Below are 24,460 nucleotides of genomic sequence, written 5' to 3'. Positions count from 1 at the left end.
GTTTTAAAGATACTTTTTTGAAAGATCAGAAAAAAATAATTGGAAGAACAGATAAGGTGGATTTTCCGCTTTTAGATTTGTGCGACATTGATGTAAAAGTTGATACTGGTGCGTACACTTCATCTATTCATTGCAAAGAGATTAAAGAAGTCGGTCAAATTTTAGAATGTCGCTTTTTGGATCCTACTCATCCAGAGTATAATGGTAAAAAATTCACTTTTAAGAATTATGACATTACTGCTGTAAAAAGTAGCAATGGAAAAGTAGAAGTGAGGTATGCTATTAGAACTAAAATCACATTATTTAATAATACAAACCCTATAACACTAACATTATCTTCTCGAGACGATATGCGTTTTCCAGTTTTAATTGGACGTAAATTTCTTAGTGGAAAATTTTTGGTAGATCCGCAATTAGAAGATCAGTCTTATAATCTAAAATCCAAATGAATATAAAAATTTTATCCCGCAGCGCTAGTTTGTATTCTACCGATGCATTAGTTCAGGCGGCGATTAAGCGAAAGCATAATGTACAAGTCATTGATCCTTTAAATTGTGATATCATCATAGAGAAGAAAAAGCCTGAGATTTATTATCGAGGTAAAAAACTGGATCATGTAGATGCAGTAATTCCACGAATTGGAGCTTCTATTACTTTTTACGGTACAGCAGTAGTGAGGCAATTCGAAATGATGAATGTTTTTACTACCGTACAATCACAAGCTCTTGTAAATTCCAGAGATAAATTACGAAGTCTTCAGATTCTATCTAAAGCTGGTTTGGGATTACCAAAAACCGTATTTACGAATTACTCCAAAGATGTTTCGGAAGTGATCTCCCATGTGGGAGGAGCACCGTTAATTATAAAATTGCTTGAGGGTACACAAGGTCTAGGGGTTGTTTTGGCAGAAACCAAAACGGCAGCAGAATCGGTACTGGAAGCTTTTAATGGTTTGCAGGCAAGAGTAATTGTTCAGGAATATATCAAGGAAGCTAAAGGAGCAGATATTCGGGTATTGGTAGTAGATGGTCAGGTAGTAGGGGCGATGAAAAGACAAGGTAAAGAAGGTGAGTTCCGATCTAACCTTCACAGAGGAGGAAGTGCGAAGATTATTGAATTGTCTGATGATGAAGAAAACGCAGCTATAAAAGCCGCGAAAGCTTTAAAACTTGGTGTAGCAGGAGTAGATATGCTTCAGAGTGAAAGAGGTCCTTTAATTTTAGAAGTGAATTCCTCTCCAGGACTAGAAGGAATCCAAACAGCTACTGGGAAAGATATTGCGAAATCAATTATTCGGTTTATAGAACGAAGTGTTTAGAATTATATGAAAACAAATGAAGAAAATGACCTTCTGAGTATTTTAGGAGAAGACATTCCACTAGGCACTAGTAAGACAATTAACTTTAATATAGCTAAACTTTATACATCTACTAAAGTAGAAATACCGATAATAATAGAGCGTTCTAAATATTCAGGTCCTACCGTTTTGATTACAGCAGGAATTCATGGAGATGAAATTAATGGTGTAGAGATCGTAAGACAAATTATTTCTAAAAAAATCAATAAACCAGTTAAAGGAACTATCATTTGTATTCCTCTGCTTAATGTTTTTGGTTTTTTAAGTATGAATCGTTTTTTTCCAGATGGAAGAGATCTTAATCGAGTATTCCCTGGTACCAAGAATGGTTCTTTGGCAAGTCGTTTTGCATATCAGTTTGTTAACGAGATTTTACCAGTAGCAGATTTTTGTTTGGATTTTCATACTGGTGGTGGCAGTAGGTTTAACGCTCCCCATATAAGAGTAGATGGAAAAAATGAAAGATTAATGGACTTGGCAAAAGTCTTTAATGCACCTTTTACTTTATTATCCAAAAATTTGGAGGGATCGTATCGTGGAACTTGCGCAAAAAAAGGAGTTGATATTTTACTATTCGAAGGAGGGAAATCCCAAAATAGTAATAGAGATATTGCCAAAGAAGGGGTTTTAGGAGTGCTTAGAATACTTAATCATTTAGAAATGTTGAAACCTTCTGTGGAGCTATCTTACCCAGATAAAAAAGATACAATTATTGTAGAAAAAAGTTCCTGGATGCGAGCAAAATATAGCGGATTACTACATATTAAAATACCTTATGGGAAATTAGTCGAAAAAGGAGAGCATCTTGCTACAATCACAGATCCTTATGGTAAAATGAGACATGTCGTTAAGGCACCAAATCAGGGTTATATTATTAATGTGAATGAAGCTCCTATTGTATATAAAGGAGATGCTATTTTTAGAATTACGACACAATTAGCTTCTTAGAAAGGATGAATAAAAATGAATTGAGAGCAAAATATAAAGCGCTGAGGTCTAAGTTAGAAAATGATCAGATAGATGACCTTAGTTTAGATATTTCGAATCATTTACTACAGTTAGATATATGGGAAAAATCATTTTACCATATTTTTCTTTCCATTCAAAAACAGAAGGAAATTAAGACAGAATTTATATTACATATTCTTCAGGGAAAGGATAAGAATATTGTGGTTTCCAAAAGTAATTTTAAGGATAATAGTTTGGAGCATATGTTGCTCACGGATAATACTATTCTAAAAGTAAATGATTGGGGGATTCCAGAACCTGTAGATGGTATTCCTATTCCAGAATCTAAGATTGATGTAGTTTTTGTGCCTCTTTTGGCTTTTGATCAGCTAGGAAATAGAGTTGGTTATGGTAAAGGGTTTTATGATAAGTTTTTATCTAAATGTAGTCCTAAAACTATCAAAATAGGGCTTTCCTTTTTTTCTGCTGAAGAACTAATAGAAAATGTGTTGCCAACTGACATATCATTAGATTTTTGTGTTACACCACAAAAAATTTATGACTTCAATGAAAAATGAGAACACTAATATGTAACTGATGGAATGAAGCTAAAATGAATTTTAAGCTTCTTCTTTCTTTGGGAAAGCTTTCTTGTTAAAGACTAGTAATAAGAAAACACCAATGCTAATTGCTGAATCTGCTATGTTAAAAACAGGATCGAAAAATGAAAAGTGCTTTCCTCCCCAAAAAGGAATCCATTCAGGTAGGATATCATCATAAAACGTAAATTGTATCATATCTACGACTTTACCATAAAAAACACTTTCATAGCCGCCACCTTCGGGCATGAATTGTGCTATTTGTGTGGTGGTACTTTCGTTAAAAATAATACCGTAAAATATAGAATCAATAATATTTCCGAATGCTCCAGCAAATATTAAAGCGATGCAAAAGGTTAAAATTTTAGGGCTGTTCTTACGAACGGAATCATAAAGCCAATATCCAATACCGGTAATTGCCACTAATCTAAATAAAGTAAGTACGAGCTTACCATAATTACCTGGAAGTTCAAACCCCCAAGCCATACCTTTGTTTTCTACAAATACAATTCGAAACCAACTAAAAACAGGGACTTCTTCATGTAATGAAAAGTTAGTTTTGATATATATTTTGGAAATCTGATCAATTAGCAGAACCACGATAATGACTAAAATAGATTTCTTTAAAGACATAAATTTCTTTGATTTCGGAATAGTGACGGACAAAAATAGTGTTTTATTTTGTTTTGTAGACACTTATATTTCCTGTTATGGATTTTAGCTCAATTTGATGCTTTCCAGAAATTTTATCCGAGGAAATTATACCGGATTTTGTTACCGCTTTGACCTTTGCATTTTTTGTGTGGAGTTCGATATTTCCTGCCAAGGTGTTGATTACAGCATTTCCTGTAAAATTTTGTACTAAACAATCTCCAGAACTTAGTTCTACAAATAATGATTTTAATGAACCATTTAAGTCTAAAGACGCCAGTTTTGAGGTAATAGTAGTATCTAAATGACGAGGCAACTGTATTTTAACTTTTAAGGCTATTACCTTATGTGCGCTTAATTTGTCATTGTGTTTTTCGGAAAATGGTTGGATATCATCCTCTATAAACAAGGTGTTCTGAGTGCGTTTTACATTGATTAGTACATTGTTTTGATATTCACCTTCTGAAATGGCACTAACGATAACTTTATTTTCGGAGGTATTAATAACTTCTATCTGAAAAGTATTGTCCAAGACAATAAAGATTTCAGATATATCTGTTACATCAATTGTTTTATCAAAGGTGGATTGGGATAATCCTGTTATCCAAAATAATTGTAGTACAAAAAAAGAAAAAAGCCGCCTCATACATTTCTAAGGTAGCTTTTTTCTTGATGCAATCAGTATTGCTAAACTTTAATTTTTGATGTTTTATTGTGTTGTTTTGTAAGTATCTTACAATCAGTGTTCTTACAAAGAAAATCGATTATTGCTTTCGTATAAAAATATCACCACTTACAGTTTTGAGTTCCAATTCACTTTTAATATCTCCAAAAGTTCCGGTTACTTTACTGCCCACAACTCGATTTTTTCCTCGATCAAACTCTAGATCTTTATCTGAATAGATCATTCCTGTAACAGTTTCTGCTCTAAGTCTCGACTTGGCAATGTGCACATCGATAGTACCACTGATTGTTTTAAGAGTTAAATCTCCTTGATACTTTTTGATATCTATATTTCCACTAATGATATCTATCTCCAATTCTCCGTTGTAGTTTTCTGAGGCTACACTTCCTGAGATACTTTTAACACGTAAACTCATATTCTCTGGGATATACAGTGTATAGTTGGCATCCATCTCTAAGTTGTTGCAAGGTCCCCAATTACCTTTTTTGTTTTTATTCCATTTTTTGAATAAATCACCATAACTAGATTCGATATTTAAAACTGAAGAGGAGTTGTCTATAGTAAGTTCGAAATAATCATTAAACTCTCCATCGTTAATGTCTACTTCTGCTTTTACATATACGTTGCTTTTATCCCAAGTTTTAATGATGATATCATCAGCGAACTTGAATTCTATACGAATTTGGTCAGAAGATGTTGTTATTTCTTTTTCAATTACTTTTTGTGCATTTGTTTGAATAGCTATGAAACAAAATGCGATAAGGATTACTAAATTTTTCATGATTATTGATTTTTTGATTGATGTTTGACCTCTTTATTGTTTTCTTAGGTAAATATTTCCGGTGGAAGATCTAAGGCTAATTTCTACACCACCATTGTTAAGTTCAGTTTTTATTGTTCTTTTACCGCTAACTAGTTTCATATCGCTTTCTGGAACTGGAAATTTTATATCGAAATCTGTAAAAATTTCTCCCATAGTTGTTTTGAGTTCCAAATTTGCTGCTGTATTGGATGGAAGGCTAACATCAATGGCACCCGTAGCAGAAACTAATGAAATAGGAGAACTTTGGCTCACTTTGTCAAATACAATATTAATTTCTCCAGTGGCCGTTTTGGCTACGATAGGACCCGTTACATTTTTGAATGTAATGTTACCTACATTTGTTAAAGCTTCTATTTCCGAAGAAAATCCTTCTGCTACAATCCGTCCAAGATTGCTTTTTTCTATTTTAATATTGATACTTTTTGGAAGAAAGATTTCTAAAATACCAGTATAAGCACTTTTAAGATTTCTGATCACTAAGGTGCCTCCTTCTTTTTGTACATATACTCCATACCCAGTATTATCACTTCCTCCAGCATAAACAGCTTTTAAGCCTCTAGCTTTTTCTGGCATCTTTCTTCCCTCTCCAACGATAATAAGTTCGTTTTTGTCGTGTGATTTGATGATCACACCTGATGCCGAACCAATAACAGCTGTTTTTACTCCTTGTAAAGATTGAGTATAGTTTTCTTGTGCTTTTAATTGTCCGATAGTAATAAAAAGTACTATTGCGATTGCTATATGTTTCATCTGTTCTTTTTTAATGTCTTTTGATTGAAATTTTAAATTAAATTAGGAAGACCAATGGTTACTTGATCTTTTACATAACTTGGTGTTTCTTCATTTTGAAGTAACTTTTCCATAGAAGGAACTGCGCGTTTTTCCTGAATGGAAACTAATATTTGAATTAATTCAATTTGCATGCCTGGATCTTTTTCAATCTCCAAAGCGTCTATAAATGATTTACGAACCATTTCTGAGTCTGAGAACTTAGCCAGTGCTTCTGCTGCAGCCAGTCGCACATTGATATGATCGTCATAAAACATTTTATTTATTAAAGCTTTTAATATATCATTACTAGGTTTTTCGAATTCTTCAGCATAGTTAACAGCTTGTAAACGCTTACTCGCAGATTCATTTTCGATAAGTGATATAGTCACTTCTTGTTTTAGTTGTTTTTTTTCTTTTTGCAACACCGCCATTTCCTCATAAAATGATTCCTGATTTTGTTGTTTTCCGAAGAAGTATGCAGAAACTACTAATGCAATTGTAGCTGCAATCTGAATAACCGCTTTCCAATTCGATATAGAAGGTTGATGTAATGAAACTACTTTTGGCTCTTGTAATAAAGCTTTTTCGGTAAGTAGCATTTCTTCAAAACTGGTTTTAAGGTTTTGATCAGGTATTTCTTCTTTTTCACTTTCAATTCCCTTAAAAATTTGTTCTAATTCATTTAGGGATTCTTCGCAGTCAGGGCAAGAAGAAAGATGTGCTGTAATGGTATCATACTCTTTTAGATCTAGATTCTTATCGATATAATCGATCAACTTTTCTTCTATTTGTTTACAGTCCATATTCATGGTGTTATATATTTTGTAGGTAATGATCTTTTAGTTTATGAATCGCACGATGTACTTTGGTTTTTACTGCTCCAGTTGTAGAACCTGTTATTTCTGCAATCTCCTGATACTTGATTCCTTGATAACGATTCATGATCACTAATTCTCTATCACTCTTATTTAATTTTTTTAAAGCCTGGTTTAGTTGTTCTTTAATTTCGTCTTTTTCGATTCCGTTAGATCCTTCTTGTTCTGTTTTATATTCAATTTCATCCAATCGTTGATCCTTATTCTTTTTACTTTGATAATGATCAGAAAAAATATTTCTGGCGATCGTATAAATCCAAGATGAAAACTTTCCTTTATTGTAAGACTTTCTATACTTGATTACTTTATAAAAAACCTCTTGAGCAATATCCTGACTGGCATCTCTATCGTTCGTCATTTTTAGTAAAAAATTAAAGATTCTAATATGGTATCGTTCGAACAGGATACGCATCATATCTAAATTGTCTTCAGATACCAGAATCATCAATTCTTCGTCAGTTAAATTTTTCAAGATGTTACTCTTTTTGGTTAGCTTCTATTATTAATACCCGTCTTTTTTAAAAAGGTTACATTAGGACATAAAAAAAATGCTTTCCAATTTGGAAAGCATTTTAAATGTACAATATTTTGATATTTATTTCTGCATATTCTTAGCTTCGATACTAAGTGTAGCATGCGGAACAAGCTTTAATCTTTCTGGATTGATTAATTTCCCTGTTACTCTACAAATACCATATGTTTTGTTTTCAATACGTAGTAATGCGTTTTTTAAATCACGCACAAATTTCTCTTGTCTAATAGCCAACTGCGTATTTGCTTCTTTAGACATAGTCTCGCTTCCTTCTTCAAAAGCCTTGAATGTTGGAGAGGTATCATCTGTACCGTTGTTACCATCATTCTTGTAAGCGCTTCGAAGTAATTCTAAATCTTTCTTAGCTTTCTCCATCTTTTCCACAATGATTTCTTTAAACATTGCTAGATCGGAGTCACTGTACCTTACTTTTACATCTTCTGCCATACAATTACTGTTTTTTTATTACCAATTGGGTTGCAATGTCGTCAAACGCAATTTCTGTACCATTTATTACATCTGTTGCAAACTCAATTGTATCGGTTAAGGTTTCATTCTTGATGTAGGTCTCATTGGTCGCTACGGCTTCTTGTATAGATTTATTTTCCTTAATTATAATTTCTATACGATCAGTCACCTCTAATCCGCTATCCTTACGGATATTTTGAATTCTGTTTACAAGCTCTCTTGCGATTCCTTCTTTTTTAAGTTCTGGAGTAATGGTAATATCCAAAGCAACGGTAAGGGATCCAGAATTTGCAACCAACCAACCCTCAATATCCTGGGAACTGATTTCTACATCATCGGTACCTAAAGTAATAATTTTATCATTAATTTCTAAGTCAAAACTACCAGTTTGTTCAAGAATTTTAATGGCTTCCTGATCAAAAGACTGTATCTTACTGGCTATCAACTTCATATCTTTACCGAAACGAGGGCCTAAATTTTTGAAATTTGGCTTAATTTGTTTCACTAATATACCAGAAGCATCGTCTAATAACTCTATCTGCTTTACATTTACCTCGCTTTTAATCAAACCGGCTATGTCATTGATCTCCGCTTTATCTGCATCATTTAGAACAGGAATCATAATTCGCTGTAATGGTTGACGCACTTTGATTTTTTCTTTCTGACGTAACGAAAGAACCAAAGAGCAGATAGACTGTGCCTTTTGCATTTTATGTTCTAAAGCCTTGTCTACGTAGTTAGCATCAAATGTTGGGAAATTTGATAAATGTACACTCTCAAAAGATTCTTGTGCGCAATTAGCAACAAGGTCTTTATATAAGCGATCCATAAAAAATGGTGCTACTGGCGCTCCCAGTTTTGCAACTGTTAGCATACAAGTGTATAATGTTTGATATGCTGAGATTTTATCTTGTTCGTAATCACCTTTCCAATATCTCCTTCTACTTAAACGTACAAACCAGTTACTTAAGTTTTCTTGCACAAAATCTGAAATAGCTCTTGTTGCTTTTGTAGGTTCGTAATCATTATAGTATTCATCGACACTTTGGATTAGTGTATGCAATTCGCTTAAAATCCAGCGATCTATTTCCGGACGATCTGCTAATGGTATTTCTGGTTCGGAATAATTGAAATTATCAATATTCGCGTATAGTGTAAAGAACGAATAGGTATTATATAGGGTTCCGAAGAATTTTCTGCGCACTTCACCAATTCCTTCAGAATCAAATTTAAGATTATCCCAAGGATTTGCATTGCTAATCATATACCATCTGGTAGCATCCGGACCATAGGTTTTTAATGTTTCGAAAGGATCAACAGCATTACCAAGTCTTTTGGACATTTTTTGTCCATTTTTATCCAATACTAAACCATTAGAAACAACATTTTTATATGCGATATCATCAAAAATCATTGTTCCTATTGCATGTAGTGTATAGAACCATCCACGAGTTTGGTCCACACCTTCTGCAATGAAATCAGCTTTTCGCTCTCCAGCTTCTACTTTTTCCTTATTCTCAAAAGGATAGTGCCATTGTGCATAGGGCATAGAACCAGAATCAAACCACACATCGATAAGATCGCTTTCGCGTTTCATTGGTTTTCCGGATGGAGACACTAAAATAATTTTGTCTACAACATTTTTGTGAAGATCTATTTTATCATAGTTTTCTTCACTCATATCACCAACAATGAAATCTTCGAAGATATCTGCTGTCATGAAACCAGCATTTACTGCTTTCTGCATCTCAGATTTTAATTCCTCAACAGATCCTATTACCATTTCTTCTTTGCGATCTTCCGTTCTCCATATTGGTAATGGAATACCCCAAAAACGAGATCTGGATAAGTTCCAGTCGTTTGCATTTGCTAACCAGTTTCCGAAACGTCCTTCTCCTGTCGCTTTTGGTTTCCAGTTAATTCCCAGATTTAGTTCATGCATGCGATCTTTAAAATCTGTTACTTTGATGAACCAAGAATCTAAAGGATAATATAAAATAGGTTTGTCTGTGCGCCAGCAGTTTGGATAACTGTGTACATATTTTTCTACCTTAAATGCTTTATTTTCTGTTTTTAATTTGATAGCAATTTCGACATCTACTGATTTTTCAGGAGCTTCGCCATCATTATAATATTCGTTCTTTACATATTTCCCACCTAGTTCACCCACATGTTTGGTAAACTTACCTTGTAAATCAACTAAAGGAACTAAATTATCGTTGTCATCCTTTACCAATAAAGGTGGAATTTCTGGAGTTGCTTGTTTAGATACTAAGGCATCATCTGCTCCAAATGTTGGTGCAGTATGTACAATACCCGTACCATCTTCGGTAGTTACGAAATCACCTGATATTACTCTAAAAGCATTTTCAGGATTGTTATACGGAAGAGCGTAATTCAACAATTGTTCATATCGGATTTCAACAAGGTCTGTTCCTTTGAATTCCTTTAATATGTAATAAGGGATTTTTTTATCTCCTTGTTTAAAGTTGTTTACTTCTTCTTGGTTTTCTGCTAGAACAAACTTTCCACTAAACTGCTTTCCTACCAGATTTTTGGCAAGGATCACATGGCTTGGCTCAAATGTATATTGATTGAATGTTTTTACTAAAACATAGTCAATTTTTGGCCCTACTGTTAATGCAGTATTAGACGGTAATGTCCAAGGTGTGGTCGTCCAGGCTAAGAAATAAATATCCTCTTCAATATCCGTTAAAAATGAAGGTAGTGTTTCTTTTTTAGCTTTAAACTGGGCAACTACAGTAGTATCCGTTACATCCTGATAGGTTCCAGGTTGATTTAATTCGTGAGAACTTAAACCTGTTCCTGCTTTTGGAGAGTAAGGCTGTATAGTATATCCTTTATAAAGTAAGCCTTTCTTGTAGATTTCGGAAAGTAACCACCATACCGTTTCCATATATTTGGATTTGTAGGTGATATAAGGATCTTCCATGTCTACCCAATACCCGATTTTCTCTGTAAGATCATTCCAAATATCAGTGTAGCGCATTACAGCTTTTTTACAAGCTTCGTTATATTCTTCTACTGTGATCTTTTTACCAATGTCTTCTTTAGTAATTCCAAGTTCTTTTTCTACACCCAATTCTACAGGAAGTCCATGCGTATCCCATCCAGCTTTTCGTTGTACCTGAAAACCTTTTTGTGTTTTATAACGACAAAAAATATCCTTAATAGCACGTGCCATTACGTGATGAATTCCCGGTAATCCATTTGCAGATGGAGGTCCTTCAAAAAATACAAAAGGAGTCGCATCTTCACGCTCGGAAATACTCTTTTCAAAAATATTATTCTGTTGCCAGAATTCTAGTATATCGTCTGCCACTTTTGGCAAGTCAAGTCCTTTATATTCAGGAAACTTCGTGCTCATTTGATCGTTCTTTCTATTAAGTCTGCGAAAATAACGATTTTCTCGAAAAATGACGAGTGTAAATCGTTCAAATATTGTGTATGATTATTAGGTGAAATTTCGGATATCAAAACTACAATAGCTTTTGTTTTGCACTTTTTTGATCATGAAGGCAAAAAGTAATTGTGATAGATGATCTATTCTCATATGAAAAGTTATTTTTGAAGTATAAATCACAACTATGAGTTTAAAACGTTCCATTCTGAAAGTGCAGGCAGCTCTAGGTAATATTAGAGCGATGGAGAAATTGCATGTGGATACCCATACAGAAAATATAATTATACAGGTAAACGGAACCAAATTTGCACAATCTTCATCGAATGAGATTTATATGGATATTGTGGAATTGGCGGGGTATTATTATGTGAAAACGATTATTATTGGGAGTTTTCATATAAAAACCTGGAAAGGTGCTGAACTGTTAATTTTAGGAAAGGATTTTGAATTAAATTTAGCTTCTGATATGCAGGAAATAGAATCTGATTTTTCTAACGTATCCAACAAGAGTATTACTCAAGTAGATTTTGTTATAGAAGAACAAGACATCCACAAAATTGATAGATCGGTAATCGAAAAGATTACAGTTTCTTCAAAAAAGAAGACTGCCCATTTTGAGATAATGGCATATGAAGAAGAAGAGTAAGGAAGTTGATGTTGTATATTTTTAAGTTTAATTGTCTTTAGGCTATGAGTGCTATTTTACAAATTGCGTTAATTCAATCTCATTTAGCATGGGAAAATCCAATCCAGAATAGAGCGGTATTTGAACAAAAAATCAAAGCCGTGAAACCCAAAACAGATCTAATTATCCTTCCGGAGATGTTTACCACAGGTTTTACAATGAATGCTGCGGAAGTTGCAGAAACTATGAATGGAGAAACGATAAAGTGGCTTCAGGAACTAGCTAAAGAAAAAGAATGTGCCATCGTTGGGAGTATTATCATACAAGATGATGGCGCTTATTACAATCGTTTTTTGTTTGTAGAACCCAATGGAACTATTCAGAAGTATGATAAACATCAATTATTCACTTTGGCAAAAGAAGATGAGGTGTTTTCAGCAGGTAATGAAGAGGTTATAGTTGTATATAAAAATTGGAAAATTAAACCACAGATTTGCTATGATCTTCGATTTCCTGTTTGGGCAAGAAACACGGTTGAATATGATTTACTGTTGTATGTAGCTAGTTGGCCCAAACCTCGTATAAATGCGTGGGATGTCCTTTTGCAAGCCAGAGCTATTGAAAATATGTCCTATTGTGTGGGTGTAAATCGTGTCGGTCTAGATGGAAAAGGCTATGAGTACAATGGCCATTCTGCGGTATATGATGTGCTCGGTAATTCTGTTTTAGAAGAAAATCCTGTAGAAAAAGAAGTTGTTTTATATGCAACCTTAGATAAAGAGCATATCGAAAAAACTCGTAAAAAACTACCTTTCTTGCAGGATGCAGATCCTTTTAGAATTATTCCAAAATAAACGTTTGTTTGAGTTCCCAGTTTGCCCGAACTTCTAGGACTTCTGGGAAGTAGATTACTTTTTCTGCTTGTAGGCCTTTTAGGAAATTACCAGTGTCCCATTTCCCGTTTTTATTGTTATCAAGGATTACACGTAAATTGTATTTTCCTGGATCGAGATTATCAAAAACAGCAGTTTCTTGTTTTGTGACAATTTTTTCATCAATAAACTTTCCTTTTTCGTCAGTAGCTTGAATGATAACAGGATATTGTTTTACATTCTCTAAAGTAAAAAAGATGGTACCGTAATCTGCTAATTTTTTGGTTCTAAAATTAATACTAATACTATCATTCACATTTCCAATAAAATCGGTCACCGCTTCTGGTAACAACTCTAGTTTGTATGCATTACTTTCAGTTCTTTCAAAAGTAAATTTAGCTTCATTCTTAGTTGTATTTAACGCAACAGAAAAAGGAACTTCTAGTGTGTCTTTATCTACTAATTTAATAAGCTTGTCATCAATTTTCTCCAGTGGTGTATTAGAATAAAGTGTAAAATCTTCATCAAATGCCAAACTTTCTTTAGCATTACTACTTAATTTGATAGAATCTTTATACTGGTCTTTGAACCTGGCAACTAACGTATCTCTAAAATTTTTAGTGTTTGCAACCTCAAAAATTAAGGAATCTGCTTCAAAGAAAGGTTTAAACCAATAATGTAATGTGTCTTTTTCTCTATCTGGAAAGATGCGAGTTTCAAAGTTTTCTGGAGTATTGCTAAGTAACTTTATTTTCATTGAATCTAGTTCCCCTTCATATCCAAAAACGAAAGAGTTTTTAGAAAGCTGTTTTGGTTTAAGTGCTTTAAAATCTAGTACTTCTTTGAATAAATTGATGGTAAATACCTTTGCGGTGTCTTCCGGTAGTGTTACTATTTCTTCGTAAAAACCAATTTTATCTTGCTTCGGTTGATAAGTATAATTAGAAGAAGCGTCTTTTAGAGCAATAAGTTTATATTTCCCTTCTTTTAAATTATCAAGGTCAAAATTTATACTGTCTAAAGTGCTGGTAACATATCTTGGTACTTCATTAAAAACAAGAGAGTCGGAATAATTTTCATTGATTTCATATAAGGCAACGCTTATAAACGGATCTGGCTTTTTTTCAAGAGCGTCTGCCACTACACCTTGTATTCTTAGTGAATCTAATGAATCTCCCGTAGAAAAAACGTATCTAAAAAAAGGATTAGGATTTCCTTCATTATTGTCTACAATACTTTGTCCAAAATTTATACTGTATGTTGTATTTTCTAATAAAGTGTCTAAAAATTTAATCTTGATGTATTTATTGGCAGCACCTAATGGAGTAATTTCGGGTTTAGGATCCATCGGTGGAGATATAATAATCTGTTTTTGAGCGTCTTCTAGCTTCACATATTCATCAAAATAAATTCGAATTTCTTTTCTATTGAAATTTGTAGAATAATTAGGAGGAGTAGCTTTGATAAATTTTGGAGGAATTTCATCTTTTTCACCACCAGTTATTGTACCTTTTTTTGCACAACTGATAATTAATAATAAAGAGAAAATAGTAAATAGTACTGTATAGGATCTTTTATACATAGCTCCGTTACGATTTTTAAAGACACAAAGAAACGACTATTTATAACAAACAAAAAATCTATACGGTGATCGCCATAGTGGCAATACTTATTTTAATACCTGGTATGGATTTCAAAACTTGAATACAAGCTTCTAGTGTTGCTCCTGTAGTTACAATATCGTCTACAATTAATATATGTTTATCTATTAATAGAGACTCATTTTCGATTGCGAATGTTTCAGAAGTATTTGACCAACGAGAAAAACGATTTTTCTTTGATTGTTTCTCGTTGTAAGAATTTTTTTTCAAAACAAAATCGATATAATCCGCCTGTAATTGGGTGGCAATTTCTCTTCCAAATTTCTCCACCTGATTATAACCTCGCTCTCGTAATCTTTTAGGATGTAAAGGCACTGGTATGATTGCGTTAATATTCTGATATGCATATGATTGCAGTAGTTCGTGGCCTAGCCATATCCCTAGCTCTTTTCCAATTTCTTGTTGTCCTCGATACTTTAAATTATGCATAAGATTTTGCACCAAACTATCTTTTTCAAACACAAACAAAGAGGTCGCATTTTCTATTTTAGCACGCCCATAAAATACTTTTTCGATCTTTTTAGCGTTAACCTTATGGAAATTACCCAACGGAAGCTTGTGTCTGCAAGAGGAACATAAGACCTTTTCGTTTTTATATAATGGACTGTCGCAAGCAGCACAATATATAGGGAAAAATAAATAAGCTAAGTCGCTTAACATATTAGGTGAATTAACATTAATTATTATATTTAACTAAATTTACTATATAACGTAACCATCAAAAATTAGAAATTTATTATGACAACTCAAAACAATAACTTGACCCTTAAGATACTAATCGGTGTTCTGGGAGCTCTTTTATTAATTCTGGGGATCTTCACGTATAAGTTTTACAACGAAGAAAAGAGAGAAAAAGCAATTTTGCAACAAGAAAAAGATTTAATTGAAAGCGAATTAGGAGAATTAATAACAAAATATGATAATGCTATTGCTCTTAATGAAGTGATGGACGATCATTTATTAAAAGAAAAACAACGTGTTGTTGTTTTATTAGATAGCTTAAAAGATTATGAAGCTAATGTTGCATTAATCGCACGTTACAGAAGAGAAGTTAGTAAGTTGAAGAAAGAACGTGAAAGATTATTCAAATTAGCGGATAGTTTAACGACTGCAAATGCTCAGCTAGCAACAGATCTTGATAGTACCTCTACAGCACTTTCTGAAAGAATCGTATTCTCAGATTCTCTTGCAAATCAGAATAGTAAACTTGCTGAAATCGTAGAAAGAGGTTCTGCATTACAAGCTTCTGGTATTAAAGCAGAAGGAGTAAGAGTTCGTAATAGCGGTAAAATAGTTACAACTTCTAGATCTAGTAGAGCAGAAAAAGTGAGAGTATGTTTTACATTATCACCTAACAAGTTAACAGAAAAAGGTGATAAGGAATTATTCGTTCAGGTAATTAATCCTGAAAACAATCTTATTGGAGATAAAATCTCAGTAAACTTTGATGATGCTGTATTAACATATAGTGGTCGTAATAAAGTGTTCTATGAGAATGATGCGCTAGACGTTTGTGTATTAGTGGATGCTGAAGAAGGAGAGTTGATGAAAGGAAATTATGTAGTGAATTTATTCTCTGGACCAAGAATGATTTCTAACACTCAATTTGAATTAAAGTAAATAGTTCTTATTACATATATAACCACCATATTTTGAGTAATATGGTGGTTTTTTTATGTTTTTGTGAGAAATTACTTTGTAAGCACATTAATTGAATAAATTCGTTTTCAATTGTGGTAAATTCAATTATTTTTGCGCCATGGCAAATCAAGAAGATAAATTTAAGAAGGTAATAGCCCATGCCAAGGAGTATGGGTATATTTTTGGTTCTAGTGAAATCTATGATGGATTGAGTGCTGTATATGATTACGGACAAAATGGGGCTGAACTGAAGAAAAATATTAGAGAATATTGGTGGAAAAGTATGGTTTATATGCATCAAAATATTGTCGGTTTAGATGCAGCAATATTTATGCACCCTACTACTTGGAAAGCATCAGGCCATGTAGATGCGTTTAATGATCCATTAATTGATAACAAAGACTCTAAAAAAAGATATAGAGCAGATGTATTGTTGGAAGACTATGCTGAAAAACAATATCAGAAAGCTCAGAAAGAAATTACAAAAGCGAAAAAGCGTTTTGGAGATGCTTTTGATGAAGAGCAATTTGTTACTACAAATCCAAGAGTTGTAAAATATCTTTCAGAACAAAAAAGAGTACTTCAACGAATGGCGAAATCTTTGGAGAATGAAGATTTAGCTGATGTAAAAGCATTAATTGAAGAACTAGGTATCGCTGATCCAGAAACAGGCTCTAAAAATTGGACAGACGTTAGACAGTTTAATTTGATGTTCGGAACAAAACTGGGCGCTTCTGCAGAATCAGCTACTGATTTATACTTAAGACCAGAAACGGCTCAGGGAATCTTTGTGAACTTTCTTAATGTTCAGAAAACAGGTAGAATGAAAATACCTTTTGGTATTGCACAAACGGGTAAAGCATTTAGAAACGAAATCGTAGCGAGACAGTTTATTTTCAGAATGCGTGAGTTTGAACAAATGGAAATGCAATTTTTTGTAAGACCAGGCGAAGAAATGAAGTGGTATGAATACTGGAAAGAAACCCGTTTAAACTGGCATTTATCATTAGGATTAGGGAAAGAAAACTATCGTTTTCATGATCACGATAAATTAGCACATTATGCGAATGCTGCTGCTGATATAGAATTTAATTTTCCTTTCGGATTTAAAGAATTAGAAGGGATTCATTCTAGAACAGATTTTGATCTTAAAGCGCATGAAGAATATTCTGGTAAGAAACTTCAATTCTTTGATCCAGAATTAAAAGAAAGCTATGTTCCTTATGTGGTGGAAACATCAGTAGGATTGGATCGAATGTTCTTAGCGGTATTTTCTACGGCTTTACAGGATGAGGTATTAGAAGATGGTTCCAGTAGAGTAGTATTAAAACTTCCTGCGGTTGTAGCACCTGTAAAAGCTGCGATATTACCATTAGTGAAAAAAGATGGTTTGCCGGAAGTGGCCGAAAAGATTGTAGAAGATCTAAAATGGAAATTCAATGTAGCTTACGATGAGAAAGATGCAATTGGAAGACGTTATAGAAGACAAGATGCTGCAGGAACTCCAATCTGTATTACGGTAGATCACGATACGCTAACTGATCAAACGGTTACCATAAGAGATAGAGATACCATGGAACAAAAACGAGTTGCTATCTCTGAATTAAAGTCTATTATTTCAGAAAAAGTAGATGCAGAAAATTGGTTGAAATAAAAATTGTGATTTCGTACAAGATTTAATGCAATTAATTTCTTATTTCAAATAGAATAAAACAAAAAGAGGTCTAAAAATTTAGACCTCTTTTTTTATGTAACATTTGTTTATCGAACAATAAATCTTTTGATTTTAGATTTATTCTGCTTGTCTTTGATTCGAACTAAATATACCCCAGCAGAGGCGTAAGACATATCAAGATTATAGACATAGCCAATATTATTTATTTTGTCTAATCTATAGCTTAATAGTCTTTGACCACTAAGGTTGAAAATATCCATATCTAATTGATCCGTAACAGTTTCAGATTCAAATCGAATTTCGAATTGATTATTTTCTCCATAAATAATTTGTAAATCTTTGTCTGGGTCAAGATTTTCATTAACTCCTAATGTAACCTCTTCAACTTCACAGAATTCAATTGACCAATTTATTAATTGACCTCCATCTTGGTTAGCCCCATCTGATATAGTAAGTGTCCAAGTTCCTGTAGAAGATAATCCGTTGAAATCTGCTAGACTTCCTTCTGGTTGAAAAGTTCCAGTAAATGGTCCTGTTCCACCAGTAATTGGATTAGCGGCAGCATCATCAAAAATGGTATTAGTATAGTTGTCACTATTTCCTCCGTTTACACTTGTTAGCTCAACAACAGTAGTATTATCTGGTGCTGTTAACGTGATTGTTAGATCTTCATTCCAAGTATGTTCAATGTTAAGTAATACATTTAAGTCTAAAACAATCACATTCTCTGTAATTTCTATCTCAGATGTTATGGTAGGTGTACCATTTTCACTAATTGCAACTGGAGTAGTGTTTTCAGCAGTATTACAAGTCACATTTTCTACAGTAGTAATAAAACTATTATTACTTGCATTTGCATCATTTGATAAAAGTGTAGTTACCACAATTTCATAAGAACCTGATTGTGATAAATCTGCAGTCTGTGTAAATGTGTAATCTAAAGTACTATTAGCAGCAAGTGGTCCAGTTACTGTTTCTGTAACTGCAGTTCCTCCATTGATACTATAAGAAACATCAAAGTTTGATTGTTCTTGTGTACCGAAATTTTCAATAGTTATGGTTATTAGTTCATTTCCTAAACTATCATCAGTTACTGGAGAAGTAACCGCTACAACTCCTATATCATTTGGAGCTAAATGAGTAACCATAGTAGAAATCTGATCATTTGTGTTCAGTTCATCATTGGTTAAATTTGTAGATGCTGTGATCGTATATGTTCGACCTTCTACAGATAAATCTGCTGTTTGTGTAAATGTATAAGAGGCAATGTTAGCAGATTCGATAGTGCCAGTAAATGTTTCTGTAATGAAAGCACCACCGTCTACCTGATAGCTTACTTCAAAATTAGATGCAGGAGCACTTCCGAAATTACGAATATCTATTGTAATATCTTCAGCATTAGTAAAAGCTCCTTCTTCTGGAAGATCAATTGAAATTACACCAACATCATTGGTATTGCTAGGAGCAATTTGAAATACACCTGCAACATTCGCTCTATTACCTCCAGTATTTACATATTCAGTGATATACCAGAATTTTTCTCCGTTTGAAGGATCAATGTCTATTTTACTGTAATCTCCATATCTTAATGAAGGGATGTCACCACCACCTGAGGCAATTAATGTTTCGTCTATGGTCATTGTTCCTAGAGGATCATTTGCAAACCTTCCTGTATAGTATGAACTTACAAAAGTATCAGTAGTACCACCCATACCAGTGTACCCCATTCCTATATTTCCATTATCATCCATAATTAAACTGGCATTCCATGCATTTTTACCATCTGGAGAAGTGTAAGTTCCTTCTTGATAAATTGTCCATGGTTGTCCGTCAGCAGATTGGCGTAATTCAATCCATCGTATTCCTGCTATCTCTCCAGGTCCACCATCAGTGTCTACCACAAAATTAAATAAGGCTGAGTTATGTGTAGGAAATTTTCGGAATTGTGCTTGATTCATGATTGTATTTTGTAAAGCATCAATATCTGGACCACCTCCTGGTTGTGCAAGATTTGAAAAAGAACCTCCGTCAAAAGCTCCAATAAAAGGAGTTGTGGTTAGTTCTGTAGGTTGAGAAATTGTAGAATTGCCTGGTGTTGTAAAATCCACATTAATCGTCCATATTTTGATATGATCTTCTGTAATTCCACTAAATGCGTCGTCTTGCATATATACAATAGGAGCATTTCCTATTGCTGGTAAGTTATCATTACTAACATTGAAAGCTTGTGGAGCGTAAAAACCGTCGGTAGCAATGCCTGGTAAAGGAAAAGCAATGATCTGAGCAGTAGCTGCTCCTGCTAACATAGCATCTCTTTCTAAAGTAAAAACCGCATCTGCAGTAGCTGCTGTGGCAGAGTTAACATTCGCAGTCATATAATACCCATCTGACCATACTGATACTTTTTGATAATCTTCAATATTTGCAAATGAATACACAGACCAAGCATCATTAATTGGATCAGGTCCTTGGGATACTGCAACTTCTACGTTACCATTAAAAAATAAAATAGACATAACCCATCTGTCGGCAGCATTGTCATATGAAACTGTTAGATCGCAACAAACATTTGCAGCTGTAAAAATATTATCAGAAGATAAATCACCAGTAAGGGCATTACCATCTTTTCCAAAAATGCGGTAACCTGTATTAAATACAGCAATTACATGATCAGGACCAACGGCTAAAGAAGGATCTGTAGGTTGGCTATTTTGTTCCGTAGTATCAAAAACAATTTCTGGATCTAATCCAGGAACACGTTTTGAATATGATTTTTGTGCTTTCGCCAAAATATCATCTCCTTTAGATCCTTTACCGATAATGATTTTACCTTTAGAGGATCTATTATCTTCTGAATATCTACCATCTCTTATTTCTTGATCCGAGCTTTTAGCTGGTATGAGTGTTTTTTTGGAACTAATAGGAGGTGCTACTCTCATCGAAGTAGACTTAGAGTAAAAGTTAGGTTTTGCACTGGGTTTTGTTTGTGCAAAAGTTCCCAAACTTACTAATAACAGTAATGGGATTAATAAAAGTGAATTTTTAAACATAATTATTGATTTGTTTGATTTGTTATTTAATAAACATACTAAGTGTTAATATCCCTACCCCTAATATGGAGTTTTTCTTAAAAATCTTACTGTTATTACTTTTTTAGAAGAAAGTTTTGTCAATTTCTTAAAAACTTAAGATACTCCAGTGAGAATGAATTTTGACATTTTACATATATTCAAATCCAATTAGTTCGTTTAGTAGGGTTTTATGGAGTTGACTTGTTTATTATTTAGAATAAACTTGATAAAACTATTTAAATAATTTTATCAAATTAACGTTACACTATAGTATAAGGAGATTTCATTTGTAAGAAATCTCCTTTGTTTTCTGTAGAAATGATAGATTAAGTGCTTAGTTTTTACTATTTTTTGAAGTTTAATTGTATTTTAGACCAAAAAACGAAAACAAACTCATCTTAAAACTCTCTGATTAAGTTATGAAAAGGATTCTTTTCTTTTCTTTTATGTTGTATTGTATAGCTGGTTTTACTCAAAATAAAAAAACCAGTAATGCGACCTTGGTTACTTCTTCCAGCTATATGAAAGAGGTGGGTCCTTTAATAGGTAAAAAGTTAATACCAGAAGGGCCTAGAGAGGGTGAAGTAAATCCAAAAAGAACAGATGCTAATAAAATAGTGCCTGGCAAAGGTTTACCAAGACAACAGGATGCGTTAATTGCACAACAAAAGAGAGCAGGAGCTTTTAGAAATAGTAAAACACCTTCTTTAGTATTTGAGACTAATTCTAGCACAGTTTCACCCTCGGACCCATCGGGTGCGATAGGGCCTAATCACTTTGTAAGCGCCAAGAACTCGGCATTTGCTATTCATGATAGAAATGGAAATGTACTTGTGCCATCAACTTCATTGGCTAATATTTTTCCAGGTGAAACCTTAGGAGATCCCATCGTTTTTTATGATAGTTTTGCAGATAGATTTGTGATTACGCAATTTAGCGATACTCCGAACGGGTTTTTAGTGGCTGTCTGTAGAGGTTCTGATCCAGTGAATGATGGATGGTTTACATATAGATTTAATACAGGTAGTTTTCCAGATTATACAAAATTCTCTATTTGGTCAGACGGTTATTACGTAACAGCCAATAAAGATCAAGGACAACAAATGACAAGTGAAGTTATTTTTGTTATTGATAGAGAGCAAATGCTTGCTGGAGCTAATACTGCACAAATGATTGGTTTTCCTTTACCAGGAGCAAGAATAGGTGGTTTTTATAGTCCAGCGTCTTTTAATGCGATAGGAAATGCTTTACCGCCAGAAGGAGATGCTAAAATAATTTATTTTCAGGATGATGATTGGGAGGGAGTGAGTGAAGATGCCTTAAAATTATGGACCATCAATGTGGATTGGGTGAATCCTGACCTGTCAACAATTATGGAGGCAGAAGAATTAACAGTTAGTAATGGAAATATTACCCCTTTTGATTCTACTTTTGATGGAGGTTCTTTTGCGAATTTACCTCAACCTGGAACTGGTGGTCAAGACATAGATGTTTTACAAGGAACAGTAATGTATGCCACCAATTATAGAAGATTTTGTGATTATAATTCGGTGGTACTTAATTTTCCTGTAGACATAGATACCCGGCAAAATTCTGATAATATTTCCGCTATAAGATGGTATGAACTTCGACAAAATGGAGATGGTCAATCATGGTCTGTTTATCAGGAAGGAACATATACTTCACCAGATGGTAAAAGCGCATGGTGTGGTAGTATGGCAATGGATGTCTTTGGTAATATAGGAATGGGGTATACTACTATGGGTACAGTTGCAGATGGGGCAAATCAGGATAGTTTTGCTTCAATAAGGTATACTGGACGATTAGCAGATGATCCTTTAGGAACCATGACGTTTGTAGAAGAAACTATCGCTGTTGGTACAGATGTAGATCAAACGACTCGAAATCGTTACGGGGATTATGCTCAGATAACAGTAGACCCAAGAGATGATCAAACTTTTTGGCATATTGCTGAATATTTTGAGAATTCTGGTAATAATGCGAGAAATATTGTAGGGGTATTTAAAATTGCTGAAAATGTTAGTAATGATGTAGGAGTTATTCGCATTGACGCTCCAGAAGATGCAACGTTTACCACTTCTGAGACAATTACAGTAACCCTTAAGAATTTCGGGACTACTACCCAAAGTAATATTCCTGTTAGCTATTCTATAAACGGAGGAGCTTCAGTAAATGAAATTTTTACAGGAACTATATCTCCAGGACAAACAGCATCGTTTACATTTAATGCTACCGCAGATCTAACTAGTGGAACAGTTTCTACTATTGAAGCGGAGACTAATTTAGTTGGGGATATAACTCCAGAAAATAATTGTGCGAATAGAGAAGCTAATAATTTATTTCTTAATGATGTTGGAGTGATTAGTTTAGTATCACCTGTTTCTGGAGGTGGAATTTCTTCGGCTGAAACAATTACCATACTCATTAGAAATTATGGAGGTTCTGTTCAATCTAATATTCCAGTATTTTATGCTATAGACGGAGGAGATGTGATTAGCGAAACTTTTACTGGATCTATTCCTGTTGGAGAGTCTGCAGAATATACTTTTACTACTACAGCCGATTTATCTGCTTTTGACAGTTATAACTTTCAGATAGGTACTTCGTTAACTTCTGACCAAGATACGGCTAATGATGTTATTTCCAGAGTGGTTGTGCATCAACTTTGCGCGCCAACATCCGATTGTTTGAGATTTGGAGATGGATTATCTTCCTTTGTACTTTCTAATATTTCAAATAGAGACATTCAATGTGGTAACGGTTATGAAGATTTTACAGATCTGGTAATTAATCTAGATAGATCTTTAGGTGTTTATTCGCTTACAGTTCAGGCTGGTTTTGCTGAAGGTGATGCAGAACAGCTTTCTTTGTGGATAGATCTGGATGATGATGCAGTTTTTGAAGATGAAGAGTTAATCATAAGTAATGAAGTAATATCTCAAGAGAATGTGGATCAAACATTTCTTTTCTCCTTGCCAAGTGATGCTCCGTTGGGCACACATATTTTAAGGGTAAGAGCTGGTGATACTAATACAAACAATGGAGCAAGGCTTAACGAGCCTTGTGGGTCAATGCAATTTGGAACTACGCATGATTATACTGTAGAAATTGGAGAAAATACCAATCCAAATTCAGACCTTACAGTTTTGAGCCAACCGAATAACCAGTTTTTGATTACTATGAGCGATAGTAATGCAGATGATAGACTTAGGTTGAGTATTTACAGTATTACAGGTAAAACAATTGTTTCTAATTTTGTAGATAAAGATGCTAATAGCAGATTTACCTATTTGTTAGATATGTCTTTTGCCAGCACAGGTATTTATTTTGTTAGATTAGGAAGTGGTAAAACAGGAAAGTCTGCAAAATTCTCAGTAAACTAATCTGTACGCTTACTAATTTCTATGATGGTTACAGGTCTAGCTTCTATACATCTGTTTCGCATTCTTAAATTACCATATTTTACCCATACTTTTTCTGGAACCTCGTTTTCAAAAAAGTCTAAAAGATTTATAGGATCTAATTGATCTTTAGCATCATCTACCGTAAGTATATATGGACAATCTTTCGATTTAGAAGTCTTTAAGGTTGCTTTTTTAAGTCCTTTTTCTAGCATATCTGTTGCACTGATGTTTTGAGTACTTTCTTTTCCATTCTGGCCATCTTTTCCGTCTGCAGCTTTAGTAGTAATGCAGCTATAAAAAGAAATGAAAAGAATAAACAGGCAAATTTTTAAGGTATTTTTCATGGTAATTAAAGAA

Annotated in this window: 21 protein-coding genes; 9 read left to right on the top strand and 12 right to left on the bottom strand. The window is 33.8% G+C overall.

What is annotated here, in order from left to right:
• Nucleotides 1–17: 17 nt before the first annotated feature.
• Genes ACWNT5_RS05760 through ACWNT5_RS05745 form a run of 4 tightly spaced genes read left to right on the top strand, consistent with a single transcriptional unit; the run spans nt 18 to nt 2,883 of the window.
• Nucleotides 18–449, top strand: coding sequence for an ATP-dependent zinc protease family protein (locus ACWNT5_RS05760; RefSeq protein ID WP_299604819.1), 432 nt, complete (start codon nt 18–20; stop codon nt 447–449).
• Nucleotides 446–1,318 carry a 30S ribosomal protein S6--L-glutamate ligase gene (rimK, locus tag ACWNT5_RS05755; protein ID WP_456516867.1) on the top strand — a complete coding sequence of 291 codons (873 nt, stop codon included), beginning with the start codon at nt 446–448 and terminating at the stop codon, nt 1,316–1,318. Before ACWNT5_RS05760 ends, rimK begins: the two co-directional genes overlap by 4 nt.
• Before the next feature lie 6 nt (nt 1,319–1,324).
• On the top strand, nt 1,325–2,305 hold the full coding sequence (locus ACWNT5_RS05750) for a succinylglutamate desuccinylase/aspartoacylase family protein (RefSeq protein ID WP_456516866.1): 981 nt from the start codon (nt 1,325–1,327) through the stop codon (nt 2,303–2,305).
• 5 nt (nt 2,306–2,310) lie between these two features.
• Nucleotides 2,311–2,883 carry a 5-formyltetrahydrofolate cyclo-ligase gene (locus ACWNT5_RS05745; protein ID WP_456516865.1) on the top strand — a complete coding sequence of 191 codons (573 nt, stop codon included), beginning with the start codon at nt 2,311–2,313 and terminating at the stop codon, nt 2,881–2,883.
• Between the two features lie 42 nt (nt 2,884–2,925).
• Here ACWNT5_RS05745 and ACWNT5_RS05740 read toward each other — a convergent pair whose 3' ends face one another.
• The 8 genes from ACWNT5_RS05740 to ileS all read right to left on the bottom strand — a co-directional run bounded on the left by ACWNT5_RS05740 (nt 2,926) and on the right by ileS (nt 11,097).
• Complete coding sequence (locus ACWNT5_RS05740; RefSeq protein WP_299902419.1) at nt 2,926–3,537, bottom strand: lipoprotein signal peptidase; 612 nt, start codon at nt 3,535–3,537, stop codon at nt 2,926–2,928.
• A 43-nt stretch (nt 3,538–3,580) separates the two neighbouring features.
• Entirely contained in the window at nt 3,581–4,201 is a 621-nt protein-coding gene (locus ACWNT5_RS05735; protein WP_456516864.1) for a hypothetical protein, read from the bottom strand.
• 118 nt (nt 4,202–4,319) lie between these two features.
• The gene (locus tag ACWNT5_RS05730) at nt 4,320–5,021 is read right to left on the bottom strand and encodes a hypothetical protein (RefSeq protein WP_456516863.1); all 702 of its coding nucleotides are present in this window, start codon (nt 5,019–5,021) and stop codon (nt 4,320–4,322) included.
• A 33-nt stretch (nt 5,022–5,054) separates the two neighbouring features.
• Entirely contained in the window at nt 5,055–5,813 is a 759-nt protein-coding gene (locus ACWNT5_RS05725) for a DUF4097 family beta strand repeat-containing protein (RefSeq protein ID WP_299604837.1), read from the bottom strand.
• Nucleotides 5,814–5,845: 32 nt separating this feature from the next.
• Nucleotides 5,846–6,637 carry a HEAT repeat domain-containing protein gene (locus ACWNT5_RS05720; RefSeq protein WP_456516862.1) on the bottom strand — a complete coding sequence of 264 codons (792 nt, stop codon included), beginning with the start codon at nt 6,635–6,637 and terminating at the stop codon, nt 5,846–5,848.
• A gap of 10 nt (nt 6,638–6,647) precedes the next feature.
• Nucleotides 6,648–7,181, bottom strand: a complete 534-nt coding sequence (locus ACWNT5_RS05715) for an RNA polymerase sigma factor (RefSeq protein WP_456516861.1) — start codon at nt 7,179–7,181, stop codon at nt 6,648–6,650.
• A gap of 123 nt (nt 7,182–7,304) precedes the next feature.
• The gene (locus ACWNT5_RS05710; RefSeq protein WP_299604843.1) at nt 7,305–7,688 is read right to left on the bottom strand and encodes a TraR/DksA family transcriptional regulator; all 384 of its coding nucleotides are present in this window, start codon (nt 7,686–7,688) and stop codon (nt 7,305–7,307) included.
• A gap of 4 nt (nt 7,689–7,692) precedes the next feature.
• Nucleotides 7,693–11,097, bottom strand: a complete 3,405-nt coding sequence (gene ileS / locus ACWNT5_RS05705) for an isoleucine--tRNA ligase (protein ID WP_456516860.1) — start codon at nt 11,095–11,097, stop codon at nt 7,693–7,695.
• Nucleotides 11,098–11,317: 220 nt separating this feature from the next.
• On the opposite strand from ileS, the gene ACWNT5_RS05700 reads away from it, so the two are divergent.
• Both ACWNT5_RS05700 and ACWNT5_RS05695 read left to right on the top strand, forming a co-directional pair.
• Nucleotides 11,318–11,779: a hypothetical protein gene (locus tag ACWNT5_RS05700; RefSeq protein WP_456516859.1), complete on the top strand. Its 462-nt coding sequence runs from the start codon at nt 11,318–11,320 to the stop codon at nt 11,777–11,779.
• 44 nt (nt 11,780–11,823) lie between these two features.
• Complete coding sequence (locus ACWNT5_RS05695; RefSeq protein ID WP_456516858.1) at nt 11,824–12,612, top strand: amidohydrolase; 789 nt, start codon at nt 11,824–11,826, stop codon at nt 12,610–12,612.
• On the opposite strand, the gene ACWNT5_RS05690 is transcribed toward ACWNT5_RS05695, so the two are convergent.
• Together ACWNT5_RS05690 and ACWNT5_RS05685 are read right to left on the bottom strand one after the other, a co-directional pair.
• Nucleotides 12,599–14,212 (bottom strand): Ig-like domain-containing protein, encoded by a 1,614-nt coding sequence (locus ACWNT5_RS05690; protein WP_456516857.1) that lies wholly within the window; start codon nt 14,210–14,212, stop codon nt 12,599–12,601. The genes ACWNT5_RS05695 and ACWNT5_RS05690 overlap by 14 nt on opposite strands.
• Before the next feature lie 58 nt (nt 14,213–14,270).
• Nucleotides 14,271–14,951, bottom strand: a complete 681-nt coding sequence (locus ACWNT5_RS05685) for a ComF family protein (RefSeq protein WP_456516856.1) — start codon at nt 14,949–14,951, stop codon at nt 14,271–14,273.
• Nucleotides 14,952–15,029: 78 nt separating this feature from the next.
• Between ACWNT5_RS05685 and ACWNT5_RS05680 the strand changes: the two genes are divergently transcribed.
• Nucleotides 15,030–15,911 carry a hypothetical protein gene (locus tag ACWNT5_RS05680; protein WP_299604856.1) on the top strand — a complete coding sequence of 294 codons (882 nt, stop codon included), beginning with the start codon at nt 15,030–15,032 and terminating at the stop codon, nt 15,909–15,911.
• 139 nt (nt 15,912–16,050) lie between these two features.
• Complete coding sequence (locus tag ACWNT5_RS05675; protein ID WP_456516855.1) at nt 16,051–17,586, top strand: glycine--tRNA ligase; 1,536 nt, start codon at nt 16,051–16,053, stop codon at nt 17,584–17,586.
• A gap of 107 nt (nt 17,587–17,693) precedes the next feature.
• On the opposite strand, the gene ACWNT5_RS05670 is transcribed toward ACWNT5_RS05675, so the two are convergent.
• Nucleotides 17,694–20,657 (bottom strand): proprotein convertase P-domain-containing protein, encoded by a 2,964-nt coding sequence (locus ACWNT5_RS05670; protein ID WP_456516854.1) that lies wholly within the window; start codon nt 20,655–20,657, stop codon nt 17,694–17,696.
• A gap of 440 nt (nt 20,658–21,097) precedes the next feature.
• Between ACWNT5_RS05670 and ACWNT5_RS05665 the strand changes: the two genes are divergently transcribed.
• Nucleotides 21,098–24,082, top strand: a complete 2,985-nt coding sequence (locus tag ACWNT5_RS05665) for a GEVED domain-containing protein (protein ID WP_456516853.1) — start codon at nt 21,098–21,100, stop codon at nt 24,080–24,082.
• Here ACWNT5_RS05665 and ACWNT5_RS05660 read toward each other — a convergent pair.
• A complete protein-coding gene (locus tag ACWNT5_RS05660) occupies nt 24,079–24,447 on the bottom strand; it encodes a hypothetical protein (protein ID WP_456516852.1) in 369 nt (122 codons plus the stop codon). The genes ACWNT5_RS05665 and ACWNT5_RS05660 overlap by 4 nt on opposite strands.
• Nucleotides 24,448–24,460: the final 13 nt, after the last annotated feature.

This window comes from Aquimarina sp. 433 (assembly GCF_054054605.1).
This window is presented reverse-complemented; position numbering and strand designations above follow the sequence as displayed.

Bases quoted from the DNA above. Each gene is read 5' to 3' on its own strand.
- rimK (WP_456516867.1), top strand. From the start codon at position 446: ATGAATATAAAAATTTTATCCCGCAGCGCTAGTTTGTATTCTACCGAT.
- ACWNT5_RS05750 (WP_456516866.1), top strand. From the start codon at position 1,325: ATGAAAACAAATGAAGAAAATGACCTTCTGAGTATTTTAGGAGAAGAC.
- ACWNT5_RS05745 (WP_456516865.1), top strand. From the start codon at position 2,311: ATGAATAAAAATGAATTGAGAGCAAAATATAAAGCGCTGAGGTCTAAG.
- ACWNT5_RS05740 (WP_299902419.1), bottom strand. From the start codon at position 3,537: ATGTCTTTAAAGAAATCTATTTTAGTCATTATCGTGGTTCTGCTAATT.
- ACWNT5_RS05735 (WP_456516864.1), bottom strand. From the start codon at position 4,201: ATGAGGCGGCTTTTTTCTTTTTTTGTACTACAATTATTTTGGATAACA.
- ACWNT5_RS05730 (WP_456516863.1), bottom strand. From the start codon at position 5,021: ATGAAAAATTTAGTAATCCTTATCGCATTTTGTTTCATAGCTATTCAA.
- ACWNT5_RS05725 (WP_299604837.1), bottom strand. From the start codon at position 5,813: ATGAAACATATAGCAATCGCAATAGTACTTTTTATTACTATCGGACAA.
- ACWNT5_RS05720 (WP_456516862.1), bottom strand. From the start codon at position 6,637: ATGGACTGTAAACAAATAGAAGAAAAGTTGATCGATTATATCGATAAG.
- ACWNT5_RS05710 (WP_299604843.1), bottom strand. From the start codon at position 7,688: ATGGCAGAAGATGTAAAAGTAAGGTACAGTGACTCCGATCTAGCAATG.
- ileS (WP_456516860.1), bottom strand. From the start codon at position 11,097: ATGAGCACGAAGTTTCCTGAATATAAAGGACTTGACTTGCCAAAAGTG.
- ACWNT5_RS05700 (WP_456516859.1), top strand. From the start codon at position 11,318: ATGAGTTTAAAACGTTCCATTCTGAAAGTGCAGGCAGCTCTAGGTAAT.
- ACWNT5_RS05695 (WP_456516858.1), top strand. From the start codon at position 11,824: ATGAGTGCTATTTTACAAATTGCGTTAATTCAATCTCATTTAGCATGG.
- ACWNT5_RS05690 (WP_456516857.1), bottom strand. From the start codon at position 14,212: ATGTATAAAAGATCCTATACAGTACTATTTACTATTTTCTCTTTATTA.
- ACWNT5_RS05685 (WP_456516856.1), bottom strand. From the start codon at position 14,951: ATGTTAAGCGACTTAGCTTATTTATTTTTCCCTATATATTGTGCTGCT.
- ACWNT5_RS05680 (WP_299604856.1), top strand. From the start codon at position 15,030: ATGACAACTCAAAACAATAACTTGACCCTTAAGATACTAATCGGTGTT.
- ACWNT5_RS05675 (WP_456516855.1), top strand. From the start codon at position 16,051: ATGGCAAATCAAGAAGATAAATTTAAGAAGGTAATAGCCCATGCCAAG.
- ACWNT5_RS05670 (WP_456516854.1), bottom strand. From the start codon at position 20,657: ATGTTTAAAAATTCACTTTTATTAATCCCATTACTGTTATTAGTAAGT.
- ACWNT5_RS05665 (WP_456516853.1), top strand. From the start codon at position 21,098: ATGAAAAGGATTCTTTTCTTTTCTTTTATGTTGTATTGTATAGCTGGT.
- ACWNT5_RS05660 (WP_456516852.1), bottom strand. From the start codon at position 24,447: ATGAAAAATACCTTAAAAATTTGCCTGTTTATTCTTTTCATTTCTTTT.